This is a genomic window from Enterococcus sp. ZQ21 (genome assembly GCF_030053755.1).
GTDB classification, from domain to species: domain Bacteria; phylum Bacillota; class Bacilli; order Lactobacillales; family Enterococcaceae; genus Enterococcus_B; species Enterococcus_B lactis.
In genome coordinates, this window is the sequence record NZ_CP125658.1 from 1575496 (window position 1) to 1599049 (window position 23554).

Sequence of the window (23554 nt, forward strand, 5' to 3'; positions counted from 1 at the left end):
GCTTTTAAAAGAACGATACTTTTTCTTTTAGTGATTCCTGATATTTTTCTTCATAGTCATATAACGGCGTCGGATAATCTCCGTTGAAATAAGCCATACATAATCCTGAATACGGGGCATCTTTTTCCAGACCGATCGATTCGATCAGGCCCTCTTCACTTAAAAAACCTAAAGAATCGGCACCGATACATTCTTTGATTTCATCAATCGTGTGATTGGCCGCAATGAGTTCTTTACGCGTTTGAATATCAATCCCATAAAAACACGGATATTTCAAAGGAGGAGAAGCAATCCTCACATGTACTTCTTTTGCTCCTGCTTCTTTCAAAAGATGGACGATCCGTCTGCTTGTCGTGCCCCGAACGATCGAATCATCAACCATAATCACCTTTTTCCCTTCCACTACCCCGCGTACAGCAGATAATTTCATTCGGACGCCTTGCTCTCTTAGTTCTGGCGTCGGCTGGATAAATGTTCGGGCAATGTATTGATTTTTTACTAATCCAATTTCGTAAGGGATACCGCTTGCTTCTGCATAACCGCTTGCGGCTGACAAAGAAGAATTAGGTACACCAACGACCATGTCTGCTTTTACTGGCGATTCTTTCGCTAAATTCCGTCCCATGTTTTTCCGTGCAGTATGCACATTGATCCCTGCGATATTTGAATCCGGTCTGGCAAAATAGATATATTCCATCGAACAAATAGAAAGCTGCGTGTCCTTCGTAAAGCAATCAATCTGGATTCCTTTGTCATTGATGATCACTATCTCACCAGGCTGGACATCTCTTATAAAACGTGCCCCAATAACTTCTAATGCACAAGTTTCCGAGGCAATCACGTATGCTCCGTTTTTCATTTGTCCGATTGCTAATGGACGAAAACCATTCGGGTCCAAAGCGGCAATCATTGCCGTTTCTGTCATTAATAAATAGGCAAAGCCACCTTTGACTTCATTTAAAGCACTTTTCAATTTATTTAAAAAATCTGTTTCTTCACTTCGTCGGATCAAATGCATCAATATCTCCGTATCGGAGTTGGAATGGAAGATCGCCCCATTTTCCTCTAACTCTTTTCTAAGAGAGCGAGCATTGATCAAGTTACCATTATGCGCTAAGCCGATCGACTGATCATGAAATTTGAATAGAAAAGGCTGAATATTGTCCACACTTCCATTGCCTGCTGTTGCATAACGTACATGTCCGATTGCAGCTTCTCCTGTTAACTGCTGCAATTTTCTTTGATCTTTGAATACCTCAGAAAGTAGACCCAGGTCTCGATGACCCATGAGCTTTCCTCGATCATTGGACACGATACCCGCACCTTCTTGTCCTCGATGCTGAAGACTATGGAGCCCGAAGTATGCCACACTAGCGGCGTCTGGATGACCCCAAACACCGAAGATCCCGCATTCTTCATTTAAACTCTTCACTTCATAAGACATACGATTGCATCCTCCCAGCACTTTCTTGCTACTGCTGTTTCTATTTTGATTTGACCGTCAGTTGCTGAAATTTCGATTATCGCTTCATCCGTCACCTTACCTGCTAAAACAGCAGCATCTCCCATCATTTCTTCGAATCGTGTCTGGTTTTCCGGTGCAACTGTCAATACAAATCTTGATTGAGTTTCTGCAAACAATTGAGCAGAGGGCAAGCCAAACTGCACAGATAAACCTAACTGATATTTGAAAGCTGATTCTGCCAGTGCAATTGCCAAGCCACCTTCTGAACAGTCATGGGCACTTTCAATCAATCCGTTTTGGATGGCTGTCAATACTAACTCCTGGTTTTTCTTTTCAACGGCTAGATCAAAGTTTCGAATCACCCCTTCGATTCTTCCAAGCTGCATCTTTTGTAATTCACTGCCATCAAAATCTGCAAACGTCTTGCCTAATATATAGATTAGATCCCCTGATTTTTTGAATTCCTGAGTAGTGATATGTTCATGATCCTCGATCAATCCGACCATACCGATCATCGGTGTTGGATAGATTGCTTGACCGTCCGTTTCATTATATAAAGAGACATTTCCTGAAATAACAGGAGTTCCTAACGTTTCACACGCAGCAGCAATGCCGTCAGCTGAAGTCGATAATTCCCAAAAAACTTCTGGTTTATCAGGAGAACCATAGTTCAGGCAGTCGGTGATCGCCAAGGGTCTGCCACCGCTAGCAATGATATTTCTAGCTGCTTCTGCCACTGCTATTTGTCCTCCGACTTTTGGATCCAAATAGAGATAACGAGCGTTGCAGTCTGTGGTCATCGCTAATGCTTTGTTCGTCCCTCTGACTCTCATCACAGCCGCATCGCTTCCTGGACAGACAACTGTATTGGTTTGTACTTGTGAATCATAAGTTTCGTAGATTGAACGTTTCGAAGCAATCGTCGGTTGTTGCAGCAGATCAAGCAATACTTGTCCAGGTTCTTCAATAACCGGCTGATAAGGAGCCAACCGCTGAAAATCTGCGATTCGAGCTGGTTCTTTCATCTCTTTATGATAGACTGGCGCATCTTCAGCCAGCGCATCGACTGGCAGATTCGCTACTTCTTTCCCTTGATGATATAGACGATATTGCCCGTCGTCTGTTACTTTACCGATAGTGACTGCATCTAGATCATACTTCTGAAATAGTTCTTGGATTTTTTCTTCCTCTCCTGATTTGACACAAATCAACATCCGTTCTTGGGATTCCGATAGCATCATTTCATAAGGCGTCATTCCAGTTTCTCTTTGTGGGACTTCGTCTAATGTCAATATAAGTCCTGAACCAGCTTTTGAAGCCATTTCCGCACTAGATGAAACAAGTCCTGCTGCTCCCATATCCTGTATACCTACTAGAGAATCCGAATGATGCAAGATTAATTCCAAACACGCTTCAAGCAGCAGCTTTTCCATAAAAGGATCGCCTACTTGTACAGCAGAACGTTGCTGTTCTTCTTCTTGACTAAATTCTTCTGAGGCAAAAGTTGCGCCGTGGATGCCGTCGCGACCTGTTTTTGCTCCTACATACATGATCGAATTGCCGACACCAGCGGCTTGCCCTTTCTGGATATATTTGTGTTCAATCAAACCTACACACATTGCATTGACTAATGGATTTCCTTCATAACAAGGATCAAATGCAATTTCGCCACCTACAGTCGGTATGCCGATACAATTGCCGTATCCGCCGATACCTGCAACTACTTCTTCTAGTAAATATTTTGTTCTTGGATTATCTAATTCGCCGAATCTCAATGAATCTAGCAGCGCAATTGGACGAGCCCCCATGCTGAAAATATCTCTGATGATTCCGCCAACTCCTGTCGCAGCTCCTTCATAAGGCTCCACGGCTGAGGGATGGTTGTGACTTTCTGCTTTGAAGACAACTGCTAGTCCATCACCGATGTCGACGATACCTGCGCCTTCTCCGGGGCCTTGCAAGACATGAGGTCCACTAGTAGGAAATTTGCGTAGAACCGGTTTAGAATTTTTATAGGAACAATGTTCGCTCCACATAACAGAAAACAGTCCAGTTTCCGTATAATTAGGCATTCTTCCTAAGATATCTTCTTCGATCATTCGATATTCTTCATCAGTCAATCCCCATTCGGCATAGATTCTTTTTTTCTTGATCTCTTCAGCTGTCGGTTCATTCAATGTTTTCATCTATACGGTCACCTTTCCGAAGTTTTTTAAAATGGAAGCAAAGAACCGTTTCCCATCTTCTGATCCTAGCAAGTCTTCTACTGCACGTTCTGGATGAGGCATCATTCCTAACACATTCCCCGCTTTATTCGTAATCCCTGCAATGTTTTCCACGCTGCCGTTGATGTTGTCATTATAAGTAAAGACGATCTGATTATTTTCCTTCAGTTCTTCAAGTGTTTCTTCGTCACAGAAATAATTTCCTTCCCCGTGAGCAACTGGAAGAGAGATTATTTCATCTGCTTCATATTCTGAAGTAAAGGCTGTCTTAGGGTTGACTTTCAATGGTACAGTTTTACAAATAAAATGCAAAGACTCATTTCGTCTCAGTACACCTGGCAACAGTCCAGCTTCTGTCAATATCTGGAATCCATTACATGTACCGAATACGGGTTTCCCTTCTTCAGCAAAACGAATCACTTCTTCCATGATTGTAGAAAACCGAGCAATCGCACCGCATCTCAAATAGTCACCATAGGAGAATCCTCCCGGCAGTAAAACCCCATCAAAACCTTCTAAAGAGGACTCATCATGCCGTACAAATTCGGCATCAGCGCCCATAATCTCGCGAACTGCCCATAACATATCTGCGTCACAATTTGAACCCGGAAAAACGATGACCGCAAATTTCATGTTATACTTCCTCCATTTTTTTGATTTCATATCGGTATGTTTCCATATTTACATTTGCAAGCAACTTGTCACAAATCGTTTCAATCACTGTATCGATTGGTTCTTCTGTATCAGCAAGTTGTATCTCAAAGTATTTTCCGATACGGATATCTTCGATTGTTTCATATCCCATACGATGGACTGCTTTTTTTACTGCCTCTCCTTGAGGATCTAACACTGAATCTTTATAGGTTATATAAACTTTTACGAAATACATCATACTCGCTCCTTTTCTTCAGTTAGTTCCGATAGACGGTTATATACTTCTTGATAGACTGGAATCAGATCACCTAAGCCTCTGCGGTAAACGTCTTTGTCCATATGTTCATTCGTACGTTCATCCCATAATCGGCAAGTATCCGGTGTTACTTCGTCCGCAAGCAACATTTTTCCATTCGACCGACCAAACTCAAGCTTGAAATCCACTAAAACCAGACCAACCTTAGCGAATAATTCGATCAAAATTTTATTGATAGCTAATGCTTGGGTTTTCAGCTCACTGATTTCTTCCGGTTTTGCCAGTTGCAAGTAATAGATATGGTCTTCATTGACAAAAGGATCATCCAACTGATCATCCTTATAGTAGAATTCAACGATTGGCTCGATTAATTTTTTGCCTTCAGGAACACCTAGACGTTTTGAGAAACTTCCTGCTGCAATATTTCGGATAACCACTTCCAGAGGGATGATTTGTACTTTTTTTACTAATTGTTCGGTTTTAGATAATTGTTCAATAAAATGATTTTTTATTCCTCGCTGGGTCAGATAGCGGAAAATCGTACTTGTGATTTGATTATTCAATTCTCCTTTCCCACTTATCTGATCTTTCCTCGCGCCATTCAACGCAGTCGCCTGATCTAAGTATTCTACCCAAATCAAGTTTTCATCAGAGGTAAGATATAATTTTTTGGCTTTCCCTTCGTACAGAAGTTCTTTTTTCTCCATGTCTGACTCTCCTTTTTGTTTACATTGAAAGCAAATACATCGATTTTTGTTCGTGTTTTCACTTTGAATTTTAACAATCATCTTTTTAGAAATCAATATAAATATGTACATTAAAGGCATTAGATTCTTTTAATGTTCGTGTTTTGTTATAAGTACAAAAATCCCCTCATCAACAAGCGTTTACATTTATATATAATGATGGTATATTAAAATTAACTAAAAATTTGGATAACTGGATCGAGGAGGCACTTGCCGATGGAAGATGCAATAAAACAAGGTCAGCTTTTTTTATCAGAATTAACGGCTGAAGAACGTTCCTGTCTATATAATGATTTATTGTCGATCAAAGACGTTTATTTATGCAATAAAGATACTAGTTTTTATACCTTTCGGAAAATCCGCCGAGCAGCTAAGCGTTGCGCTGAATGCCGTAAAAGGACTTTTAGTTATCGGACAGAACACAAAGGCGAACTTTTAATCAGTCAGATCCACGAGCAGAAACGTTTCAAAAATCACTATCGTATCCAGATCTTATTTAATGGACAAGAGATGGAATATGCTTTTCTCGAAAATTTGCTGCAATATCTCCATAACCAGCATTTTAGTTATAATAGCCAAGCCATTTACGCTTAATTCCTCTATTTTTTGTATGTAAAGAGGCACGGTAAAGAGGTAGTCGCTTTTAAAATCAGGTTCCTATCATTGATAAGAAAACATAATAAACTAAAAGAAGCAGAACCGCTAACGGATCTGCTTCTTTTTTGGTTATTTTTGCTATTCTATTTTAATTGAATTTTGCAACTCACTCTTCTTTATTCCAAACCTACTCGTTTGAATATCACGTCAACGTTTTTCAAATGATGATGATAATCAAAGGCATCGTCTATTTCTTCTTTAGATAAGACCGATGTGATGGTCGGATCTTCTTCTAACAGCGGGCGGAACTGAACTTGGTTGTCCCAAGCATACGCAGTTTTTGGCTGAACAAGATCATAAGCTTCTTCTCTTGCCATTCCCTTATCAATCAATTTCAGCATAACGCGCTGGCTATAAATCAAACCAAATGTTGCAGACATATTCCGCTTCATGTTTTCAGGAAAGACCGTTAGATTTTTAACGATATTGCCAAAACGATTTAACATGTAATTCAATAAAATCGTGGTATCAGGCAAGATGATTCGTTCGGCTGAAGAATGAGAAATATCTCTTTCATGCCATAACGTGACATTTTCATAGGCAGTGACCATGTGTCCACGCACCACTCTGGCTAGACCAGCCATATTTTCTGAACCGATCGGATTCCTTTTGTGCGGCATAGCAGAAGAACCTTTTTGACCTTTCGCAAAAAACTCTTCTACTTCACGTGTTTCAGACTTTTGCAATCCGCGTATCTCTGTTGCAAAGCGTTCAATACTTGTAGCAATAAGTGCCATCGCTGAGAAATATTCAGCATGTAGATCCCGAGGGAGAACTTGAGTAGAGATTTCTTGCGGACGGATCCCCAATTGTTTACATACATACTCTTCAATAAATGGTGGGATATTTGCGAACGTCCCCACTGCTCCTGAAATTTTTCCTGCTTCTACTCCTTTTGCCGCATGTTCGAATCGTTCGATGTTCCGTTTCATTTCTGAATACCATGTGGCAAGTTTCAATCCAAAAGTAGTTGGTTCCGCATGGACACCGTGTGTTCGGCCCATCATCACTGTATATTTGTGTTCTTTTGCTTTTTCGCCAATGATTTCCGTAAAACGTTTCAAGTCTTCCCGTAAAATATCATTTGCTTGCTTGATGAGATAGCCATAAGCAGTATCTACGACATCCGTACTTGTTAGACCATAATGGACCCATTTTCTTTCTTCTCCCAATGTTTCAGAAACTGCTCGTGTAAAGGCAACGACATCATGGCGTGTTGATTTTTCGATTTCCAAGATACGATCGATATCAAATGATGCATGCTCGCGGATTTTTTTCACATCTTCTTGCGGGATTTCACCAAGTTCTGCCCAAGCTTCATCTGCTAAAATCTCGACTTCGAGCCACGCACGGTATTTGTTCTCTTCCGTCCAGATATTCCCCATTTCAGGGCGTGTATAACGTTCTAACATGTTTTTTCTCCTCTAATCCCAAATATTCGTTTGTTTGATTTCTTCCAGCGTTTGCTGGATGTCTTCTGTCAAGATAGTGATATGTCCCATCTTGCGACCTTTTTTCGCTTGTTTTTTTCCATAGAAATGGAATTGCCAGTCTGGCTTATTCTCAATCAAGCGATAGCTTTCCAACAGTTGTTCTCCCAAAACATTGACCATCACTGCATTGCTTGTCAGACGCACTTTTTCTCCTAATGGCCAGCCGCAAATACCTCGAATATGGGCATCGAACTGACTCATAGAACAAGCTTCGATAGAATAATGCCCAGAATTGTGAGGACGAGGGGCTAATTCATTCACATATAGCCCGCCTGTTTTTGTTAAAAACATTTCTACCCCTAGAGCACCTGAAAGGCTTACTGCTTCTGCAATCACACGGGCAATACGCTCAGCCTCCTCAATCACATCCTGATCAATCGCGGCTGGAGCAATCGTTTCGTGCAGAATGTTGTTTCGATGGATGTTTTCCACGACCGGAAAAGTTGTGAAATCTCCTTGTCCATTTCCTGCCACCATGATCGAAATCTCTTTTTCAAATGGGATCCAAGCTTCTAAAACACAGGTTCCTTCTCTTAAAAGATCCATTGCAGGGGCCAAGTCTGCACGACTTTTCAAAACATACTGCCCTTTGCCATCATAACCGCCTCGAGTGGTTTTCAAAACGCAAGGATAACCGATCCCGTCAATCGCATCTTGGATATCTGTCGGACTGACGATCGTTGCATAAGGAGCAATCACGATGTTGTTCGTTTCCAAAAAAGATTTTTCCAATAGGCGGTCTTGCGTAATCGCAAGCAAGTCTGTCCCTTGAGGAATAAATGACATGGGTAAGATCGCATTTAGCGCCTCTACACTGACATTTTCAAATTCATAGGTAATGACATCTGTTCTTCTAGCAAGCTCTTTCAGCGCAAAGGTGTCATCATAGACACTTTCAATGTGCCAATCTGCAACTTGTGCGGCTGGACAATCACTTACAGGATCCAGCACACCTACTTTAAAGCCCATTTCTTTTGCACTAATCGCCATCATACGACCTAATTGACCGCCGCCGACGATCCCGATCGTTGAACCAGGCAACAAAGGTTTAACCAAGTTGATCACTACTTTCTATAACAGTTTTAGCCAACATTGAACGTCTTTCAGCCAATTTAGCCTCCAATTCTAAATCATACATGGAAAGCATCTGTATCGCAAGTAGTCCAGCATTAATTGCTCCAGCTTTTCCGATTGCCGTAGTAGCCACAGGCACGCCTCCAGGCATTTGAACAATCGACAGAAGCGAATCTAAACCATTTAATGTTCGTGATTGGACCGGTACGCCGATAACCGGCAAAGTTGTTTTTGCCGCAACCATCCCCGGTAGATGGGCGGCTCCACCTGCTCCTGCAATAATGATTTTGATTCCTTTTTCTCGAGCGCTTTGTGCATATTCAAACATCAAATCTGGTGTGCGATGAGCAGAAACGACTTTTTTATCATAAGACACACCGAATTCTTCCAATATTTGACATGCTTCTTTCATTGTTTCCCAATCTGAAGTACTCCCCATAATCACAGAGATTTTTGCTGTCATTGTTTTTCCTCCCAGTTTTTCTACACCCATATTTTAACAATCGTATTTTTTGATGTCAAAGAAATTTCGAATATTGATAAAGAAAACCATTTTATTGTTCGTGTTTGTCGAAGGCATAAAAAAAGAATGTAACAAAAGTGATGTCACATCCTTTTTTAATATAAATGGTATTCAATCAGCTGATCCTCGCTATTCACTCAAAACGCTGGTTTCACAACTTTTCTTTTACTTCATTATTTTTTGAAGGCTTCTTCTACTATTTCTTCATCTTTTTTTAAACCATTAAAGATCAGATTCAATATGATCGCCGTAATACTACTCATTACGATGCCATTGCCAGTGAACATTTGCAATGTTTGAGGCATTTGACTGAATAATGTCGGCGTAATATTGAAACCTAGCCCAAATCCAACAGAAACAGCAACAATCAATAGATTTTTATCATTGCTGAAATCAACTTCCAACAGCATACGGATTCCTTGGACTGCCACCATCCCGAACATGACTAACATTCCTCCACCAAGTACCGGCTCAGGAATGATTTGTGCTAACGCACCGATTTTAGGGAATAATCCTAAAACAATCAAGAAGAACGCAGAGAAGTAGATAGGTTTTCTCGTTTTGATACCCGAAAGTTGAACCAATCCGACATTTTGAGAAAAGCCTGTGTAAGGGAATGTATTGAAAATACCGCCTAAGATAACGGCAAGTCCTTCTGCACGATATCCTTTTTTCAATTCTTCTTCTCCAACATTCTTTCCAGTAATGTCACCAAGCGCAAAATATACACCCGTTGATTCTACCATGCTGACCATAGAAATGATGATCATCAGTAAAATCGACCATACATCAAAAGTTGGCTTACCAAAATAAAAGGGTTGTGGGACATGGAACAACGGTGCATCTCCAATCGCACTCAGATCGATCATTCCCATGAAAGCAGCTAAGATGCTTCCACCGACTAAACCAATCAATACCGCGATGGAACGAATGAACCCTTTTGCCAACATTTGCACACCTACAATGAGGAGAATCGTCACAAATGCAAGTAGTAGATTTGTTTTGTCACCAAAATCAGCCGCTGTTGCATTACCGCCACCCATTTTTTCAATTGCTACTGGAATCAATGTCAAACCAATAACGGTGATAACCGTTCCTGTTACTAAAGGCGGGAATAATTTCTTGATTTTAGAAAAGATACCTGAAACTAACACAACAAAGATACCTGAAGCGATAATAGATCCGTAAATAGCTCCTACTCCTTCATTAGTTCCGATCAAGATCAGCGGCGCTACTGCTTGGATCGCACATCCTAAAACAACAGGCAAGCCAATTCCGAAAAATCGGTTAACGGTCAATTGCAATAATGTTGCTAATCCACACATAAAGATATCAATTGAAATCAAGTAAGTCATCTGTTCTTGATTAAAGCCTAGTCCTGTACCGATCAAAAGAGGCACCGCTACTGCTCCTGCATACATCGCTAACAGATGCTGCAGCCCTAAAACCGCGGCTTTTCCATTTTGTGTTTCTTTTTCCACGATTATGCATCCTCCTCAAGAAACTCAACTTGTCCATTCGTCAAGGAAGCGATACGTGCAAGAGAAACGACTCTCAATCCCATTTCTTCAAGCAACTGACGTCCATCTTGGAAAGACTTTTCAATGACGATCCCGATTCCTTCTACTTGAGCTCCAGCTTGCTGGCATAATTCAATCAATCCTTTTGCCGCTTGTCCGTTTGCCAAGAAATCGTCAATAATCAATACTTTATCTTCTGAAGATAAGAATTTACGAGAAATAGAAATCGTACTTGTCACTTGTTTCGTAAAAGAATAAACAGAAGCCGTCAATAATTCTTCATCCATCGTCAAGCTTTTTGCTTTTCTGGCGAAGATCATTGGAACACCTAATTCTTTTGCAGCAAATAAAGCTGGTGCGATCCCAGAAGCTTCAATGGTCACAACTTTCGTGATCCCTTGTTCTTTAAATACTTCTGCAAACCGTTGTCCCATTTGTTCCATCAATACAGGGTCTACTTGGTGAGTGACGAAACTGTCGACTTTTAGTACGCCCTCGCCTAATATACGTCCGTCTTTTTGAATACGTTCAACTAATTCTTTCACTTTATTTGCTCCTTTATCATTTATTAATACCAAAAAACCGCTTTTGTGCAAAAACCTACTATGTTTCTGTTAAAGAAAAACACCCTCCACTTTATCATAAGAAAAGAAGGGTGAAATAGCCAATCTTTTACTTATAGTCCAGCATTTACGGTACTGGCTAGAAACTGTCATCCATATTATGACGATATATAAGTAGGTATGTAAAACTAATAATAGTGTAAAATCATTTTCTTGCAACTGTTTTGCACGTGAAGGCAGTTTGACATATTTGAATAAAGAATGTTGTTTCAAATATTGAAAATAGTCTAACACTACTTTCTGAAACTGACAACGTGGTTTACTTATTTTTTTGTAAAATCTAATGATTTTTAATGCATTACTCCTTTTTGTTCGGGTTTAAATAGTTATTTTTATTTTCACTTATCCAAAAATTCTATTCCACACAAAAAGGATTGTGAAAAAAAACGTGTCACAACCCTTCTTTCGAATAAATAGTGTTCCAAAGACAACCTACGGCAATAGCGCACAGATTTATAACGTACAGGAAATAATTTTCGTAAATTCCTTCTTATTCCTTGAAGCTGACAAGTTCGTCAATCGCCACTGCTTTTCCTGAAGCAATAGAGTGATTTGCTGCAATTCCTGTCAAGATCGACAGGATACCATCTACGTGAGTTGCTGCTCGATTCCACGGATCTTCTTCCTTTGCTTCGCCAAATAGATCATCCAACAAACGTGGATCTCCTCCGCCATGTCCGCCTGCTTCTTGTTCAACGATTACCTCATAGGGTTCACCGAACATCGGATAGAGCTGGATGGACTGAAGAACGGCTGCTCCCTCGTCTGTTTTATCTCCACCAGCGTTGATATAGGACTTTTCGATCACTTTCATTTCGATCCGTCCTTTGCTGCCATTAAAAGAAACATTGAATCCTTCCCACGGCATATACGCATTTAGCGAATACGTCAATATCGTACCAGTCTCGTATTTGACCGTCACTCCTAACGTATCTTCAATAGAGATATCATCGGAAAATACACTGCGATCACGAATGTATCCACTGTCTTCTTCTGCTTCTAAATACATTTCTCGTAATTCCTCATTGGCTGATAGATCTATAGCAAATGGATCATTTTTGGCTAGTTCGCTTCCATAGCATCGACTATAAAATGTTTCTACTCCGCGTTTTTCCGCATTATGCATTCCATAAAAATTCAATTCACCAAATGCGAATACCTTTTTTGGCTGGCTACTCAACCAAAAGTTCACCAGATCAAAATGATGGGTAGATTTGTGCACGAGAAGTCCGCCACTATTGTGTTTATTTCGATGCCATCTTCTGAAATAATCTGCCCCGTGCTGCGTGTTCAGCAACCATTCAAAGTGGATAGAGAAAACATCGCCGATTATGTCTTTTTCCAGCAGTTCCTTTATCTTCGTGTGATATGGCGCATAACGATAATTGAAAGTGACTCGCAGATTCCTTCCCGTTTGTTTTTGGACAGTTATTATTTCTTGCGCTTTTTCCTCATCAATAGTCAGAGGTTTTTCGCAAATAACATCATACCCTTTTCTCATTGCACGGATGATATAATCATGATGCGTTCGATCTACTGACGTAATAATGACTTCATCTGGCTGTACATCATCCAGTAGCTGTTCAAATTGCGATGGCATACATGTCTTTACTTTCTTCTGTCCATACTTGTTCACAAGTACTCGATTTGCATAATCCATTCTTGTTTGAGACACATCACAAAAACCGACCAGTTCACAAGTTTGATGATACGTAGAGGCAATTGCCTCATAAAAAAAGCGAGCTCTTCCGCCAAGACCGACTTGTACATATTTTTTCTTCATTTAAACTCATTCTCCTTTTCTTTTAACCAGCATGCCGTGACAAACGGCAGTCCAGGATACAGCAATGCAGCAAGTAAAAAATCATACTGTATACACCAAAACAGCACATACAAAAGACAGAAATACCACAGAAACCCTTTGACGTTTTTTGACAACAGCCAGATATTCCTTTTGATCAAATAAATAAGACTATCTGCTTTCTCTTCTTTGCAGACATCAATTAGCGTACTAAAAAAACCATGGGATACAAAAAGCAACAGACACAATAGAAAAGGAATCAGATACCAAGCATCAGCCTTTTCTATGAACAAATACCAATCAGCTGCAAAAATAAGAACGAACAGCTGAAACAACGCAACAATGAAACATGACCTTTTGATTTTTTCTTTCCGCCAACCTACCTTCTTTTCCGCCAAATAATGGGCAGATAGATAATAAGCAGGATACATCATCAAAAAATAAATCAGATAGATAACATGAGCAGAAAGCGTTAATCCTAAAGTGAAAAAACATCCTAGAAAAAAAGCGAAAAGACCATGACTGATAAGACTGGTTAAAAAAATCCGACAGAAATAGTAGTTGATCTTGTAAAGAAACATCTCCTCTATTGGCTTTTTCATATTCAGCCTTTCAAGCCGCTTGTACTGATTCCTTGAACGAGATATTTATTGAAGAATAAGAAAATCAGAAAAACCGGCAGCAGAGACAGCGTAGACATCGCAAACATACTGGCGTAAGTCGTGCTAGATCCAGCATCTGCAAATAATTTGATGGCAATCGATACGGTATAAGATCTCGGCTTGTTCAAATAGATCAGCGGTCCCATAAAGTCATCCCATTTCCAATAAAACTGGATAATGATCGTGGTGATGATCGAAGGTTTCAGCAAAGGAAAAATAATTTTGGTAAAGACACTATATTTGCTGCATCCGTCAATAATCGCAGATTCATCTAACTCTTTGGGGATACCAACCATGAATTGCATGATCTGGTAAATAAAAAATGCTTGTCCAAAAAAGTGCGGTAAAATCAGCGGCACATACGTACCAACCAAATTCAGCCGATTGTAAATAATAAACTGCGGAATCAAAATCACTTGTGCAGGAATCATCATCGTTACTAACATGACGACGAACCAGAACCTTTTTCCTTTGAAATCGATCCTCGATAATGCGTAAGCAATACAAGTCGAGCTCAGCACTGTCCCGATCGTTGATACCGCAGAGATGACAAACGAATTCTTAAAGAACGTGAAAAATGAGATTCCAGCAAAACCTGCCCATCCTTCTGCGTAATTTTCCCATCGAAAAGTTTCTGGAATCAAATTCAGTGAACCACTCAGAATCTCTTGATCCGTTTTAAAAGAACCTGCGATCATCCATAAGACTGGATAAATCATGACTAGACCTAATAGCAAAATAAACCCGTACTGGAACCATTTCATTACTGTTTTATTCATTTTTTCCTCCCCATTCACACAACGACCCATTTTTTTGATGATTTGAAAATCAGAAAGGTGACAGCACCCATGATCAACAGCATGATCCACGAAATAGCACTAGCATACCCCATAGAATTAAAAGAGAATGCTTGGTTATACACATAAAGAGCATAAAAGTTCGTGGCATCATTCGGACCACCTTGGGTAATGATGAACGCTTGCGTGAAAGTCATAAACGCTGCAATCGTCTGCATGACCAAGCTATACAAAATGATTGGCGAAAGAAGAGGTAGCGTGATCTTGTAAAACGACTGCCATTTGTTCGCTCCATCGATCTCTGCCGCTTCATAATACGAGGCTGGGATCTCTTTGATACCTGCAGCAAAGATGATCATTGCCGAACCGAATTGCCAAGCAGACATCAAAACAAGAGGGATCATGACCAATTTTTGATCGCCAAACCAGGAAAGTGCTGGTGCGCCTAGTCGTTCTAGAAAAATATTCACTAACCCATTTTTAGAAAACAATTCTCGCCACACTAGAGCAATAGAAATACTGCCGCCAATTAAACTAGGTACATAATACAAAGAACGAAAGAAAGTCGTTCCTTTGATATTTCTCGTTAAAAGATAAGCAATCAATAGACCAAAGATCAGTTTCACAGGCACAGAGGCAAATACATAGAGAAAAGTAACTCGAATGGAGTTCAAAAAACGAGCATCACTTAGCATTTTTATATAACTATCCAAGCCGATCCATGAGACTGGATTCCCCAGACGATAATCGGTGAACGAATAATAAAGAGACAAGATTATCGGTATTACCGTTATCAATAGAAATCCTAGAATAAATGGAGAAGCAAATACGTAACCGACCACGTTATCTTGATTCATGAATCGTTTTAGTTTTTCTTTTTTCATGCTTTCCTCCTGTTACTATTCCAGAATGTTTGAAGCAAACTCATAAAGACTCTCTGCTGCTTCTTCTGCCGTCATTTCTTCATAGATGACTTTTTCTACCAAAAGATTGTATTGATCTTGGATCTCTGGATTTAAAGCGCTGTCAAAAACATTTACTTCACCGTTGTCCATATCGGAGATCATTTCTAAATAGTCGAATGTCGCTTGTAAAGTTGTATCATCTGTCTGAGCGAGTTGTTCTCGAATATTGGACATGATTGGTACACCGCGTTCTCCTTTTAAAATCTCATTGGCTTCTTCACTGTTTTGGAAGAAATCAATAAATTTAGCCGCTTCTTCTTTGTGTGCTGAATTTTTTGCCATACTCAGCATTTGCGAAGAACGTAAAGGAATACCAGATTCTCCATCTGCTTTTCTGCGAGGGGGATTAATCAATCGAATTTCCATGTCTTCAGGAGCGCCTGACAAAATTTCTGTCAACTGGTTACTTGATAGAAAAACCATCGCTGCTTCGCTATCTCTAACTGCCTGAAAAGACAGATCTGTCGTACTTGCAGCTCCACCACCCGGTTCTGGATGGGCACCTTTGTCTACCAGATTTTTACGCAGTTGGAAAAAATCTGTTAAATAATCCGGATTTTCGAATCCCAAACTGTTAGATAAATCCTCCTGATTATAAAAATTCAATCCTTTCTCAACTTGCGGTATTTGAATAATACAGCCAGCTATAAAATCTTCGAACCTTGAAATAGCATAGATCCCTAATTCTTCAGTGATTTGATAGCTGATTTGTTCAAATTCTTCCCATGTCCAATTGGAAGCAGGTTCAGGGATACCTAATTGTTCAAATATATTTTTATTGTAAGCAATCGCAAACGAGTTCACCCCGTTGGACAGTCCAACTAATTGCCCGTCGTAAATCGTCGTTGCCAAATAGGATTCATCTGCATTAGAAACATCAATTATCCCTTGCTCCACATATTCATCTAATGGTTCAATCTGATTGATGTATTGAGGAAATTGATTATTTAATTGAAAAATATCCCAGATATCATTTGATGCTGCTAGCATACCTAATTTTGTGTAATATCCTTCATAATCATAGAATTCATACTCGATCGTCACATGAGGATTTTTTTCTTCGTAAAGCTCGATTACTTTTACCGTTGCATCGTGTCGAACTTGTGAACCCCACCAAGCCATGTTCAACGTGATTTTTTCGTCATCCTCTTGCCCACAAGCCGTCAAGAATAATAACATAACACTTAATGCTAAGATGATTCTCATTTTTTTCTTCATTTTCTACACCTCTACTTCCATTGACATTTTTCAATATACTGTATTTTTATACAGTATATATTTATAAAACTATCTTTTTTAAAGGCGAATAAAAACCAAGGCTTGCCTTTTTGTTCTGCCTAGGATGAACAACTCAATACTTTCAAGGAAAATTAGATAGTGCTGATTCTTTTTCCATTGCTACAAACACTTCTTGCTTCAATGATGGGAGGATAATTGCGCAAAGAAAAAAGGATATCAGACAACCGTCCAATATCCTTGACATAGCTAAATAAGCGTGCCACTCTGCGTATATTATTCCCTAAAAAATCAGAAAAAATAACTAGTAATTCTGTATGAAATTAGGTACAATATACACGTCGATGCACAAGCATTGACTATGGCAACTTGATTGGTCAGTTCCCGCTGACTTTTCAAGCCCCGGCGATTTAGCTGCTACTAAATTGCCGGGTGCCTTTTTTAGTTTTTATTCGTTTTTCATTCTATAGAAAGCGCTTCAATAAATCAAGACATTTTTTTGACGTAAAGCTAATAATAACAACATATTCCGACCGTTTATATGTACATTACAGATAAAAAAACAAAAAAATCTTCTTTTATTTCTGAATTTCGAACAAATAGGACCAAGTATAAAAGAGGTCGCGAGCCTGCCATTCAGCTCCGAGTCACAAGAAACAATTTAAAAAAAACAGCTTCCCATGTTTGATGAATATTGTGACTTGTGACCGAGGAATTGGTAAGAGAACACCATTTAACCGGAAAAAGAGCGTGGGACAAAAGTAAAGAACACTTTTGTCTCACGCTCTAAATACGTATAAACGGCGGAAGCAGAAGCAACTCCTTCGGAAATAAGCTGAAATTCACAAAAATTTGAAAAGCAAATTTCGTGAATTCCTTTTTATTTCTTGGAGTTAAACGCTTCTGTCCCAGCCTCTACTTCTTACCTGTTATCCATGTTTCCTTTTTCAGTTTCCCGATATTTTTCCATTTTACGACTAAAAAGCTCTCCGCTACTTGGCGGCGTATACGTGATGGCATTTGCTCCTGCTTGAATGGTCTCAGCAATACTTTCTTCCGTTGGTCCGCCTGTCGCAATAATAGGAAGTTCAGGATACTTTTTACGAAAATGACGTACTGCTTCTGCAGTTTCTTTTCCCGCACTGATATTGATAATCGAAATACCAGCTGCTAGCTTTTCATCAATTTCTGTATATTTCGATGTTACCGTACTGATAACTGGGATATCAACTACTCGACAAACTTCTTTCACTGTCTCTAAAGGTGTAGGACCATTCAAAACGACCCCTAAAGAACCTTGCGCTTCTGCAAACATGCTCATGTAAGAAGAACGAGCACCTTGTGTCAATCCGCCTCCTACACCGGAAAAAACCGGAATATCAGCTGCCTCAATGATACTTTTAGTAATTGCTGGATGTGGTGTAAAAGGATACACAGCAATTACTGCATTCGCATTTGTATTTCGTATGATTGCGATATCCGTAGTAAAGATGATCGAACGAATCAATTTTCCAAATATCTTGATCCCGCTTGCTTCTAAAATGATTTCCGGTACTCTTACGATATCTTTTCTCAATTCCGTCATGATTTCCGGCGTAAATTGTTCTGCCATCAGCCACTTCTCCTTTGCTATCTCCGGTCATACTGATTCAACTGGTACGTCTCGATGACCTGGATGATTTTTTGCGCATAACCGGGGTCTGTCGCATAACCTGCATCTTGCAATGCTTGTGCGGCTTCCTGATAATTGGTGGCCGTAATCACTTTTTCATACAGTGCAGGATTCCAATCTACTCCTTGGACGAACAGTTGTGTATGGTCATCCATGGACTGTTCCCATGAATCATACACTTTGAAGTCTCCTTGGATAGTTATCCATTCTTCGTTAACAAATTCCTTTGTTTCCAGGCTTACTTTCTTCTGATCCCCATAAGCCTTGATCCCGAAAAGATTATTGTATTTGCTAGCCAAGGTACTTTTTCCCCAATTCGATTCTAATATAGCTTGTCCTAAAATGATACTAGGAAGCACTCCATAACCATCTTGTAGTTCTTGGGCATGTGGAACAAGCCGTTCAATAAATTGCTGATGGGATTGCGCTTCATTTTCTTGCTGATTATCAGTAAAAGGAGAAGACAGATTCTTCAAGGAAAAAACAAAGGCTAGGAGTATCACTACTACACCGGCAACCACTGCTGGCCAACGGATATTCTTACGCTTTTGCTTTTTCCACTTTTTTTTCGCCATGATCAATTCCTACTTTTCATTTAATTCATTCAGATATTCTTCTAGCGTCAATTGGTGTTTGGTGATATACTCAGCATTTTCTTTACCGACATAACGTAAGTGCCAAGGTTCATATGTGATTTTAGTTATATCTTCGCGTCCTTTTGGATAACGAACGATAAATCCATACTGCGCAGCATTCTCTGCAATCCATTTAGCTCCAGGCTGATCTCCGTAACTTGCATCCAATACAGTAGAAGGATAACTGTTGTACCAGTTTTGATCGACGACATCGACTGCCAGACCTGTGTGGTGTTCGCTGTATCCTGGCTCCGTAATCGTTTCTTTAGTGATTTTTGTCGCCTCCTCTTCTGATACACCTTGGCGACTCATCACATCTTGGACATTTTGTTCGAAAACTTGTTGTTGGGATGATACAGACCGGTAAGCTGAAACCATAACTAACGGAAACCCAGCTTCTTCGGCAGCTTTAGCAAATGCTTCATATTCCGGAGCAATACGTTTGTCGATCAAATAGCCATTACTCAATGATGCCAATTGAGTAGACTCATCGATTTCTTTTTCTAATTTGTGATCTGGACCAACCAAAACTAGCTGCCAATCGTCTGTTTTAACATCTGGCAATTGTTTGGATGTACGATCTTGTGTTTCTTTGTCCTTTGCCTTGCTGCTTGTTGTTTGACTGTTCTTTTCTTTACTAGCAGTTGTTTTGGTGCTTGTTCGTTCGACCGTTTGATTGCCGGCTTGAACATGCGCGTCATCATCGCTAAAAATAACATAGCCCATTGCTGCGATCATAATCACAACTGCTCCAATTCCTAAAAATTTATTCACTTGAAAAATCCTTTCGTTGTTCTTCACGTTCCCCGTTCGTATCATGAACGTAAGTTTCTTCCAGATTTTCATTCACCCAATCAAGAAGTTCGATTTTTTCTCCTTCAATCTGTTTTTGAACATCTGCTGGCAGACGAAAATTCAAAATATCGTCATAGCCCCATTCATCATATTGAATACTTACTTTCAAGTCAAGGTACCTACCAGCCTGCTGATTGTTTTTCAAAGGAATCAGCTCGACTTTTGCTGCTTTGCTGCTTAGCCATTTTTGCGCGATACGTGTTTTAATTTGTTTATACTCTGCAACAGCAATATTTCGTTTCTCGGGAAAAATAATCGTTTGACGCAAAATCTTTTGCGTAAGCATCCATTCATAATCAGTGAAAAGATTTTTTACTTTCTGCATCGCTTCAGAAGGCAAATTTTTCTCGCCATCTTTCCATTTTTGCCATTGTTCTGGGCTGATCAGCAAGTATTCATCTAAAAAGTTTTTTTCAGTTTCAAACTGTTCCAATAATACACTCATAATAAGATCAATATATACTTGATGCACGTTTATCCCCTCCTTTTAACTATTCTACTTAAGTTTTAGTCAAAAAGCACCTGTTAAATCGCTGCTTTCATTTTTTTTAATGTTTCAAGTCCTCTCCCCTTCATTCTTCGTGATTTTTGTTATAATGATAGACAGAAAAGAATCTCAATCCAACTATGAAGGAGCGTTTTCAGATGAAAAAATATCAATGGGGAATCGTTGGACTAGGTACCATCGCACATGAGTTTGCCGAAAGCTTCAATCAAGAGACAAGTGAACTAACAGCGGTTGCTTCCAGAACTTCAGAAAAAGCGGAAAAATTCGCACACCGTTACAATATTCCAAAAGCTTACGGAAGCTATCAAGAAATGTTAGACGATGCTGAAATCGACATCATATACATTGCTGTACCAAATAAACAGCATATCGACCATATCTTGGCAGCATTGGAAGCAGGCAAACACGTCTTATGCGAAAAAGCCATCACGATGAACAAAAAAGAACTGGCTGACGCTATGCGTTTAGCAGAAGAAAAGAATCTGATTTTAGCAGAAGCCATGACTATCTTCAACATGCCGCTTTATCAGCAATTACGCTCAATAATGGATACAGGAAAACTAGGGGCTTTAAAAATGATCCAAGCACCTTTCGGCAGTTATAAGGAACCAGATCCAGAAAACCGATTCTTCAATCCTGAATTAGCTGGTGGAGCTCTATTGGATATCGGTACGTATGCGGTATCTTTCGCTCGTTTCTTTTTGAGTTCTCAGCCTGAAGTAGTTGCCTCTACAATGGTCCCTTTTGAAACAGGCGTAGACGAGCAATCAGTCACTATTTTGCGCAACAAAGAAAATGAACTTGCTGCTGTCAGCTTGACTTTTCAGGCAAAAATGCCAAAAGTCGGGATCGTTGCCTTTGAAAACGGCTATGTGACGATTGCTGATTATCCTCGTGCGGATCGTGCGGAGATCCTATTTACAGACGGTACGAAGGAATTCATCGAAAGCGGGCGTACTTCTGAAGCCATGAATTACGAAATAAACAATATGGTACACATGATCGAAGGTGACTTGCCAAATCGTTCTCTCTTCTTGACAAAAGATGTCATCGACATCTTGGATCAAATGCAAGTTTTATGGAAAAATATGTAATTTTAAAAGGTTGTGAAAAAGCAGCTTAGTTTCGAGTATTAAGAAAAATTTTGTGAAAATGGCTTTCCACATTTTTGCATAAATTTGGCTTAATACCGAGAAACTGGCTTTTTGAACACCGTTTATACCAAGAGGTCGTGAGCCTGCCGTTCAGCTCCGAGTCACAAGGAGCAATTTCAAAAACAGCTTCTCATGTTTGTTGAATATTGTGACTTGTGACCGAGGAGTTGGCAGGAGAACACCGTTTAAAGAAGAGGTTGTAAAATCAGCGTTTTGACCTGAATATTAGAGAAACAAACGGAAAAATAGTTCCTCATATTTTGCCGTTTTTTGAGCTAATATCGAGAGTCAGCTGATTGAACACCGTTTAAGAAAGAGGTTGTGAAATCAGCTTTTTGACCTGAGTATTAGCTGAATTCAAAACCTCTATTTTTTGATTTTTTGTTGGGAGAATTCTGCCTTGATTTCAATAAAACTTTTAAAAGACTGCAAAAACTGGAACAATTCTGCTCGGTCCTCGAATTCAGGGCGGCTAGTCGGCAGAGGCATTTGCCGATACAATACATAAACTTCTTCAATACGCGCTAAGATTTGTCTGCCATCATTTGACTCTGAAAATGTTTCTGCCGTATAAATCAATAAACCGTAGATATGTTTTCCATAATAAGCTGGTTGTTGGATCCGCTCTAGATTTTCCAACATGTCTTTAATCACATTGACCTGGGCTCGTCTCATAGAGAAGTAAGTTTCATAGTATAGCGGCTGTCTGAGCCAGTAGTTTTCTTGATGTTCTCTGGCATCTTCTTGGCTTTCGCGAATGAATGTCAGCAAATGTTCGCATTTGATCTGCACATCTCCTTTATTTTCCGATAAAAGAAATTCTGCCATTTGTCTCAAGATATTCCGAAATTCTTTTTCAATCTGTATTTGGTTTTCCTTCAGCTGCTTCGTACGATCTGGCATATAGACATTCGCAAGCAAAGCAAATACTAATCCAATCGCCATTAATCCCGCTTCATTGCCGATCAGCTGCCAAGACATGTTTTCCTCCACTAAATAATGAGTGACCAAAACTGAATTTACGACGATTCCTTCAGTTAATTTGAAGCGAGAGGCAAGTGGGATGAACAGGAATAAAAAAAGACTGAAGCCAAAAATAGTATACCCAACAGCAAAAAAACTGAACAGCGCTGTTGCCGTAGTTAATATAAAGGCTGCGATTCGATTCATCCCTGTACGCAATGTAGAGCGTTTTGTATTTCCCACACTCAATAATGCAATGATTCCTGCAGCTGGCCAATACAATAGCGATAAGCTACCCGCTGTGACCATTGAAAAGAAGACACTGATCACCGTTTTGATTGTTCGCATTCCTATACGCATTTACTCCCCCCTTTTTCTGTTTTAATTATACTTGAATAATGAAAAACTAGCTATCAGACAAAAGTTTAGGTATGATGGTAAAAAGAACAAAAAGGAGAATCTCTATGCAATTTGGCCGTTTTCGACTAGGTATGCGTACGATCAAAAGTGCCTTAGCTGTTTTTTTATGTATCTTGTTTTTTCATTTGACTCAACGAGGAATCCCAATGATTGCTGCATTATCTGCTGTTTTTTCTTTGCGTCAGGACTTGACTACAACCGTTTCTTTTGGAAAATCTAGGATCATTGGCAACACATTAGGTGGTACACTAGCTATCATTTATTTTTTTGTCAAAAGCTATTTTCACAATGATTTTTTGGTAGAATTGATCCTGCTTCCTATTCTAGTAATTATTGTGATTGTCGTGTCAGACGGCATCAACAATAATTCCGGCATCATTTCCGCAATCGCTACGTTATTGCTGATCGCATTGAGTATCCCTCAAGGTGAATCTGCTTTGTACGCGATCCAACGAGTACTAGATACTTTTATAGGAACATTCATTGCGATCGGTATCAATTTCTTTCTTCGTCCGCCTGAAACAGAAAAGAAGGAAGAACTATCAGAAGATTTGGTCGAACTCCAAAAGAAAGAACGATTGCTGCGAACAAGTTTACAAGAGATAGAAGCTAAGATCCAAAAACAAAAGAAAAATAGCGAGGACTGATTT

23 protein-coding genes and 1 riboswitch are annotated in these 23554 nt (G+C 39.7%); of the genes, 3 read left to right on the forward strand and 20 right to left on the reverse strand.

Going from position 1 to position 23554, the window contains the following annotated elements:
* Positions 1-4: 4 nt before the first annotated feature.
* The 5 genes from purF to purC are packed head-to-tail and all read right to left on the reverse strand — an operon-like array spanning position 5 to position 5307.
* The gene (purF, locus tag QK255_RS07600) at positions 5-1444 is read right to left on the reverse strand and encodes an amidophosphoribosyltransferase (protein ID WP_002292225.1); all 1440 of its coding nucleotides are present in this window, start codon (positions 1442-1444) and stop codon (positions 5-7) included.
* Entirely contained in the window at positions 1429-3651 is a 2223-nt protein-coding gene (purL, locus tag QK255_RS07605) for a phosphoribosylformylglycinamidine synthase subunit PurL (RefSeq protein ID WP_002292227.1), read from the reverse strand. The genes purF and purL overlap by 16 nt, the downstream gene beginning before the upstream one ends.
* The gene (purQ, locus tag QK255_RS07610) at positions 3652-4323 is read right to left on the reverse strand and encodes a phosphoribosylformylglycinamidine synthase subunit PurQ (protein WP_002292228.1); all 672 of its coding nucleotides are present in this window, start codon (positions 4321-4323) and stop codon (positions 3652-3654) included.
* A 1-nt stretch (position 4324) separates the two neighbouring features.
* A complete protein-coding gene (gene purS, locus QK255_RS07615; RefSeq protein ID WP_002292229.1) occupies positions 4325-4579 on the reverse strand; it encodes a phosphoribosylformylglycinamidine synthase subunit PurS in 255 nt (84 codons plus the stop codon).
* Complete coding sequence (purC, locus tag QK255_RS07620) at positions 4579-5307, reverse strand: phosphoribosylaminoimidazolesuccinocarboxamide synthase (protein WP_002292230.1); 729 nt, start codon at positions 5305-5307, stop codon at positions 4579-4581. Before purC ends, purS begins: the two co-directional genes overlap by 1 nt.
* 255 nt (positions 5308-5562) lie before the next feature.
* Between purC and QK255_RS07625 the strand changes: the two genes are divergently transcribed.
* Positions 5563-5940 (forward strand): hypothetical protein, encoded by a 378-nt coding sequence (locus QK255_RS07625; protein ID WP_002329120.1) that lies wholly within the window; start codon positions 5563-5565, stop codon positions 5938-5940.
* Between the two features lie 179 nt (positions 5941-6119).
* Here QK255_RS07625 and purB read toward each other — a convergent pair whose 3' ends face one another.
* The 14 genes from purB to QK255_RS07695 all read right to left on the reverse strand — a co-directional run bounded on the left by purB (position 6120) and on the right by QK255_RS07695 (position 20331).
* The gene (purB, locus tag QK255_RS07630) at positions 6120-7415 is read right to left on the reverse strand and encodes an adenylosuccinate lyase (protein ID WP_002292232.1); all 1296 of its coding nucleotides are present in this window, start codon (positions 7413-7415) and stop codon (positions 6120-6122) included.
* Between the two features lie 12 nt (positions 7416-7427).
* Positions 7428-8552 carry a 5-(carboxyamino)imidazole ribonucleotide synthase gene (gene purK / locus QK255_RS07635; RefSeq protein ID WP_002309493.1) on the reverse strand — a complete coding sequence of 375 codons (1125 nt, stop codon included), beginning with the start codon at positions 8550-8552 and terminating at the stop codon, positions 7428-7430.
* Complete coding sequence (purE, locus tag QK255_RS07640; protein ID WP_002329118.1) at positions 8545-9033, reverse strand: 5-(carboxyamino)imidazole ribonucleotide mutase; 489 nt, start codon at positions 9031-9033, stop codon at positions 8545-8547. The genes purK and purE overlap by 8 nt, the downstream gene beginning before the upstream one ends.
* 233 nt (positions 9034-9266) lie before the next feature.
* A complete protein-coding gene (locus tag QK255_RS07645) occupies positions 9267-10574 on the reverse strand; it encodes a nucleobase:cation symporter-2 family protein (RefSeq protein WP_002292241.1) in 1308 nt (435 codons plus the stop codon).
* A 2-nt stretch (positions 10575-10576) separates the two neighbouring features.
* Complete coding sequence (locus QK255_RS07650; RefSeq protein ID WP_002292242.1) at positions 10577-11158, reverse strand: xanthine phosphoribosyltransferase; 582 nt, start codon at positions 11156-11158, stop codon at positions 10577-10579.
* 114 nt (positions 11159-11272) lie between these two features.
* A riboswitch (purine riboswitch) is annotated at positions 11273-11370 on the reverse strand.
* A 356-nt stretch (positions 11371-11726) separates the two neighbouring features.
* Positions 11727-13019 carry a Gfo/Idh/MocA family protein gene (locus QK255_RS07655; RefSeq protein ID WP_002292243.1) on the reverse strand — a complete coding sequence of 431 codons (1293 nt, stop codon included), beginning with the start codon at positions 13017-13019 and terminating at the stop codon, positions 11727-11729.
* Positions 13016-13639, reverse strand: a complete 624-nt coding sequence (locus tag QK255_RS07660) for a hypothetical protein (RefSeq protein WP_002329117.1) — start codon at positions 13637-13639, stop codon at positions 13016-13018. The genes QK255_RS07655 and QK255_RS07660 overlap by 4 nt, the downstream gene beginning before the upstream one ends.
* Positions 13640-13641: 2 nt before the next feature.
* Entirely contained in the window at positions 13642-14478 is an 837-nt protein-coding gene (locus QK255_RS07665; RefSeq protein WP_002292245.1) for a carbohydrate ABC transporter permease, read from the reverse strand.
* 14 nt (positions 14479-14492) lie between these two features.
* Entirely contained in the window at positions 14493-15380 is an 888-nt protein-coding gene (locus QK255_RS07670; protein WP_002292246.1) for a carbohydrate ABC transporter permease, read from the reverse strand.
* A gap of 15 nt (positions 15381-15395) precedes the next feature.
* On the reverse strand, positions 15396-16679 hold the full coding sequence (locus QK255_RS07675) for an ABC transporter substrate-binding protein (RefSeq protein ID WP_002329115.1): 1284 nt from the start codon (positions 16677-16679) through the stop codon (positions 15396-15398).
* Between the two features lie 940 nt (positions 16680-17619).
* Positions 17620-18309 carry a beta/alpha barrel domain-containing protein gene (locus QK255_RS07680; RefSeq protein ID WP_002293277.1) on the reverse strand — a complete coding sequence of 230 codons (690 nt, stop codon included), beginning with the start codon at positions 18307-18309 and terminating at the stop codon, positions 17620-17622.
* A gap of 17 nt (positions 18310-18326) precedes the next feature.
* Complete coding sequence (locus tag QK255_RS07685; RefSeq protein WP_002315168.1) at positions 18327-18944, reverse strand: glycoside hydrolase family 73 protein; 618 nt, start codon at positions 18942-18944, stop codon at positions 18327-18329.
* Between the two features lie 9 nt (positions 18945-18953).
* Positions 18954-19778 (reverse strand): M15 family metallopeptidase, encoded by an 825-nt coding sequence (locus QK255_RS07690; protein WP_002329114.1) that lies wholly within the window; start codon positions 19776-19778, stop codon positions 18954-18956.
* On the reverse strand, positions 19771-20331 hold the full coding sequence (locus QK255_RS07695) for a hypothetical protein (RefSeq protein ID WP_002293272.1): 561 nt from the start codon (positions 20329-20331) through the stop codon (positions 19771-19773). The genes QK255_RS07690 and QK255_RS07695 overlap by 8 nt, the downstream gene beginning before the upstream one ends.
* Positions 20332-20504: 173 nt before the next feature.
* Here QK255_RS07695 and QK255_RS07700 point away from each other — a divergent pair, with 173 nt between their 5' ends.
* Positions 20505-21461 carry a Gfo/Idh/MocA family protein gene (locus tag QK255_RS07700; protein ID WP_002293271.1) on the forward strand — a complete coding sequence of 319 codons (957 nt, stop codon included), beginning with the start codon at positions 20505-20507 and terminating at the stop codon, positions 21459-21461.
* 426 nt (positions 21462-21887) lie between these two features.
* Here the strand turns inward: QK255_RS07700 and QK255_RS07705 are convergent, their stop codons facing one another.
* A complete protein-coding gene (locus QK255_RS07705) occupies positions 21888-22844 on the reverse strand; it encodes an aromatic acid exporter family protein (RefSeq protein WP_002292925.1) in 957 nt (318 codons plus the stop codon).
* A 104-nt stretch (positions 22845-22948) separates the two neighbouring features.
* Here QK255_RS07705 and QK255_RS07710 point away from each other — a divergent pair, with 104 nt between their 5' ends.
* Positions 22949-23551 (forward strand): FUSC family protein, encoded by a 603-nt coding sequence (locus tag QK255_RS07710; RefSeq protein WP_002292924.1) that lies wholly within the window; start codon positions 22949-22951, stop codon positions 23549-23551.
* Positions 23552-23554 lie beyond the last annotated feature (3 nt).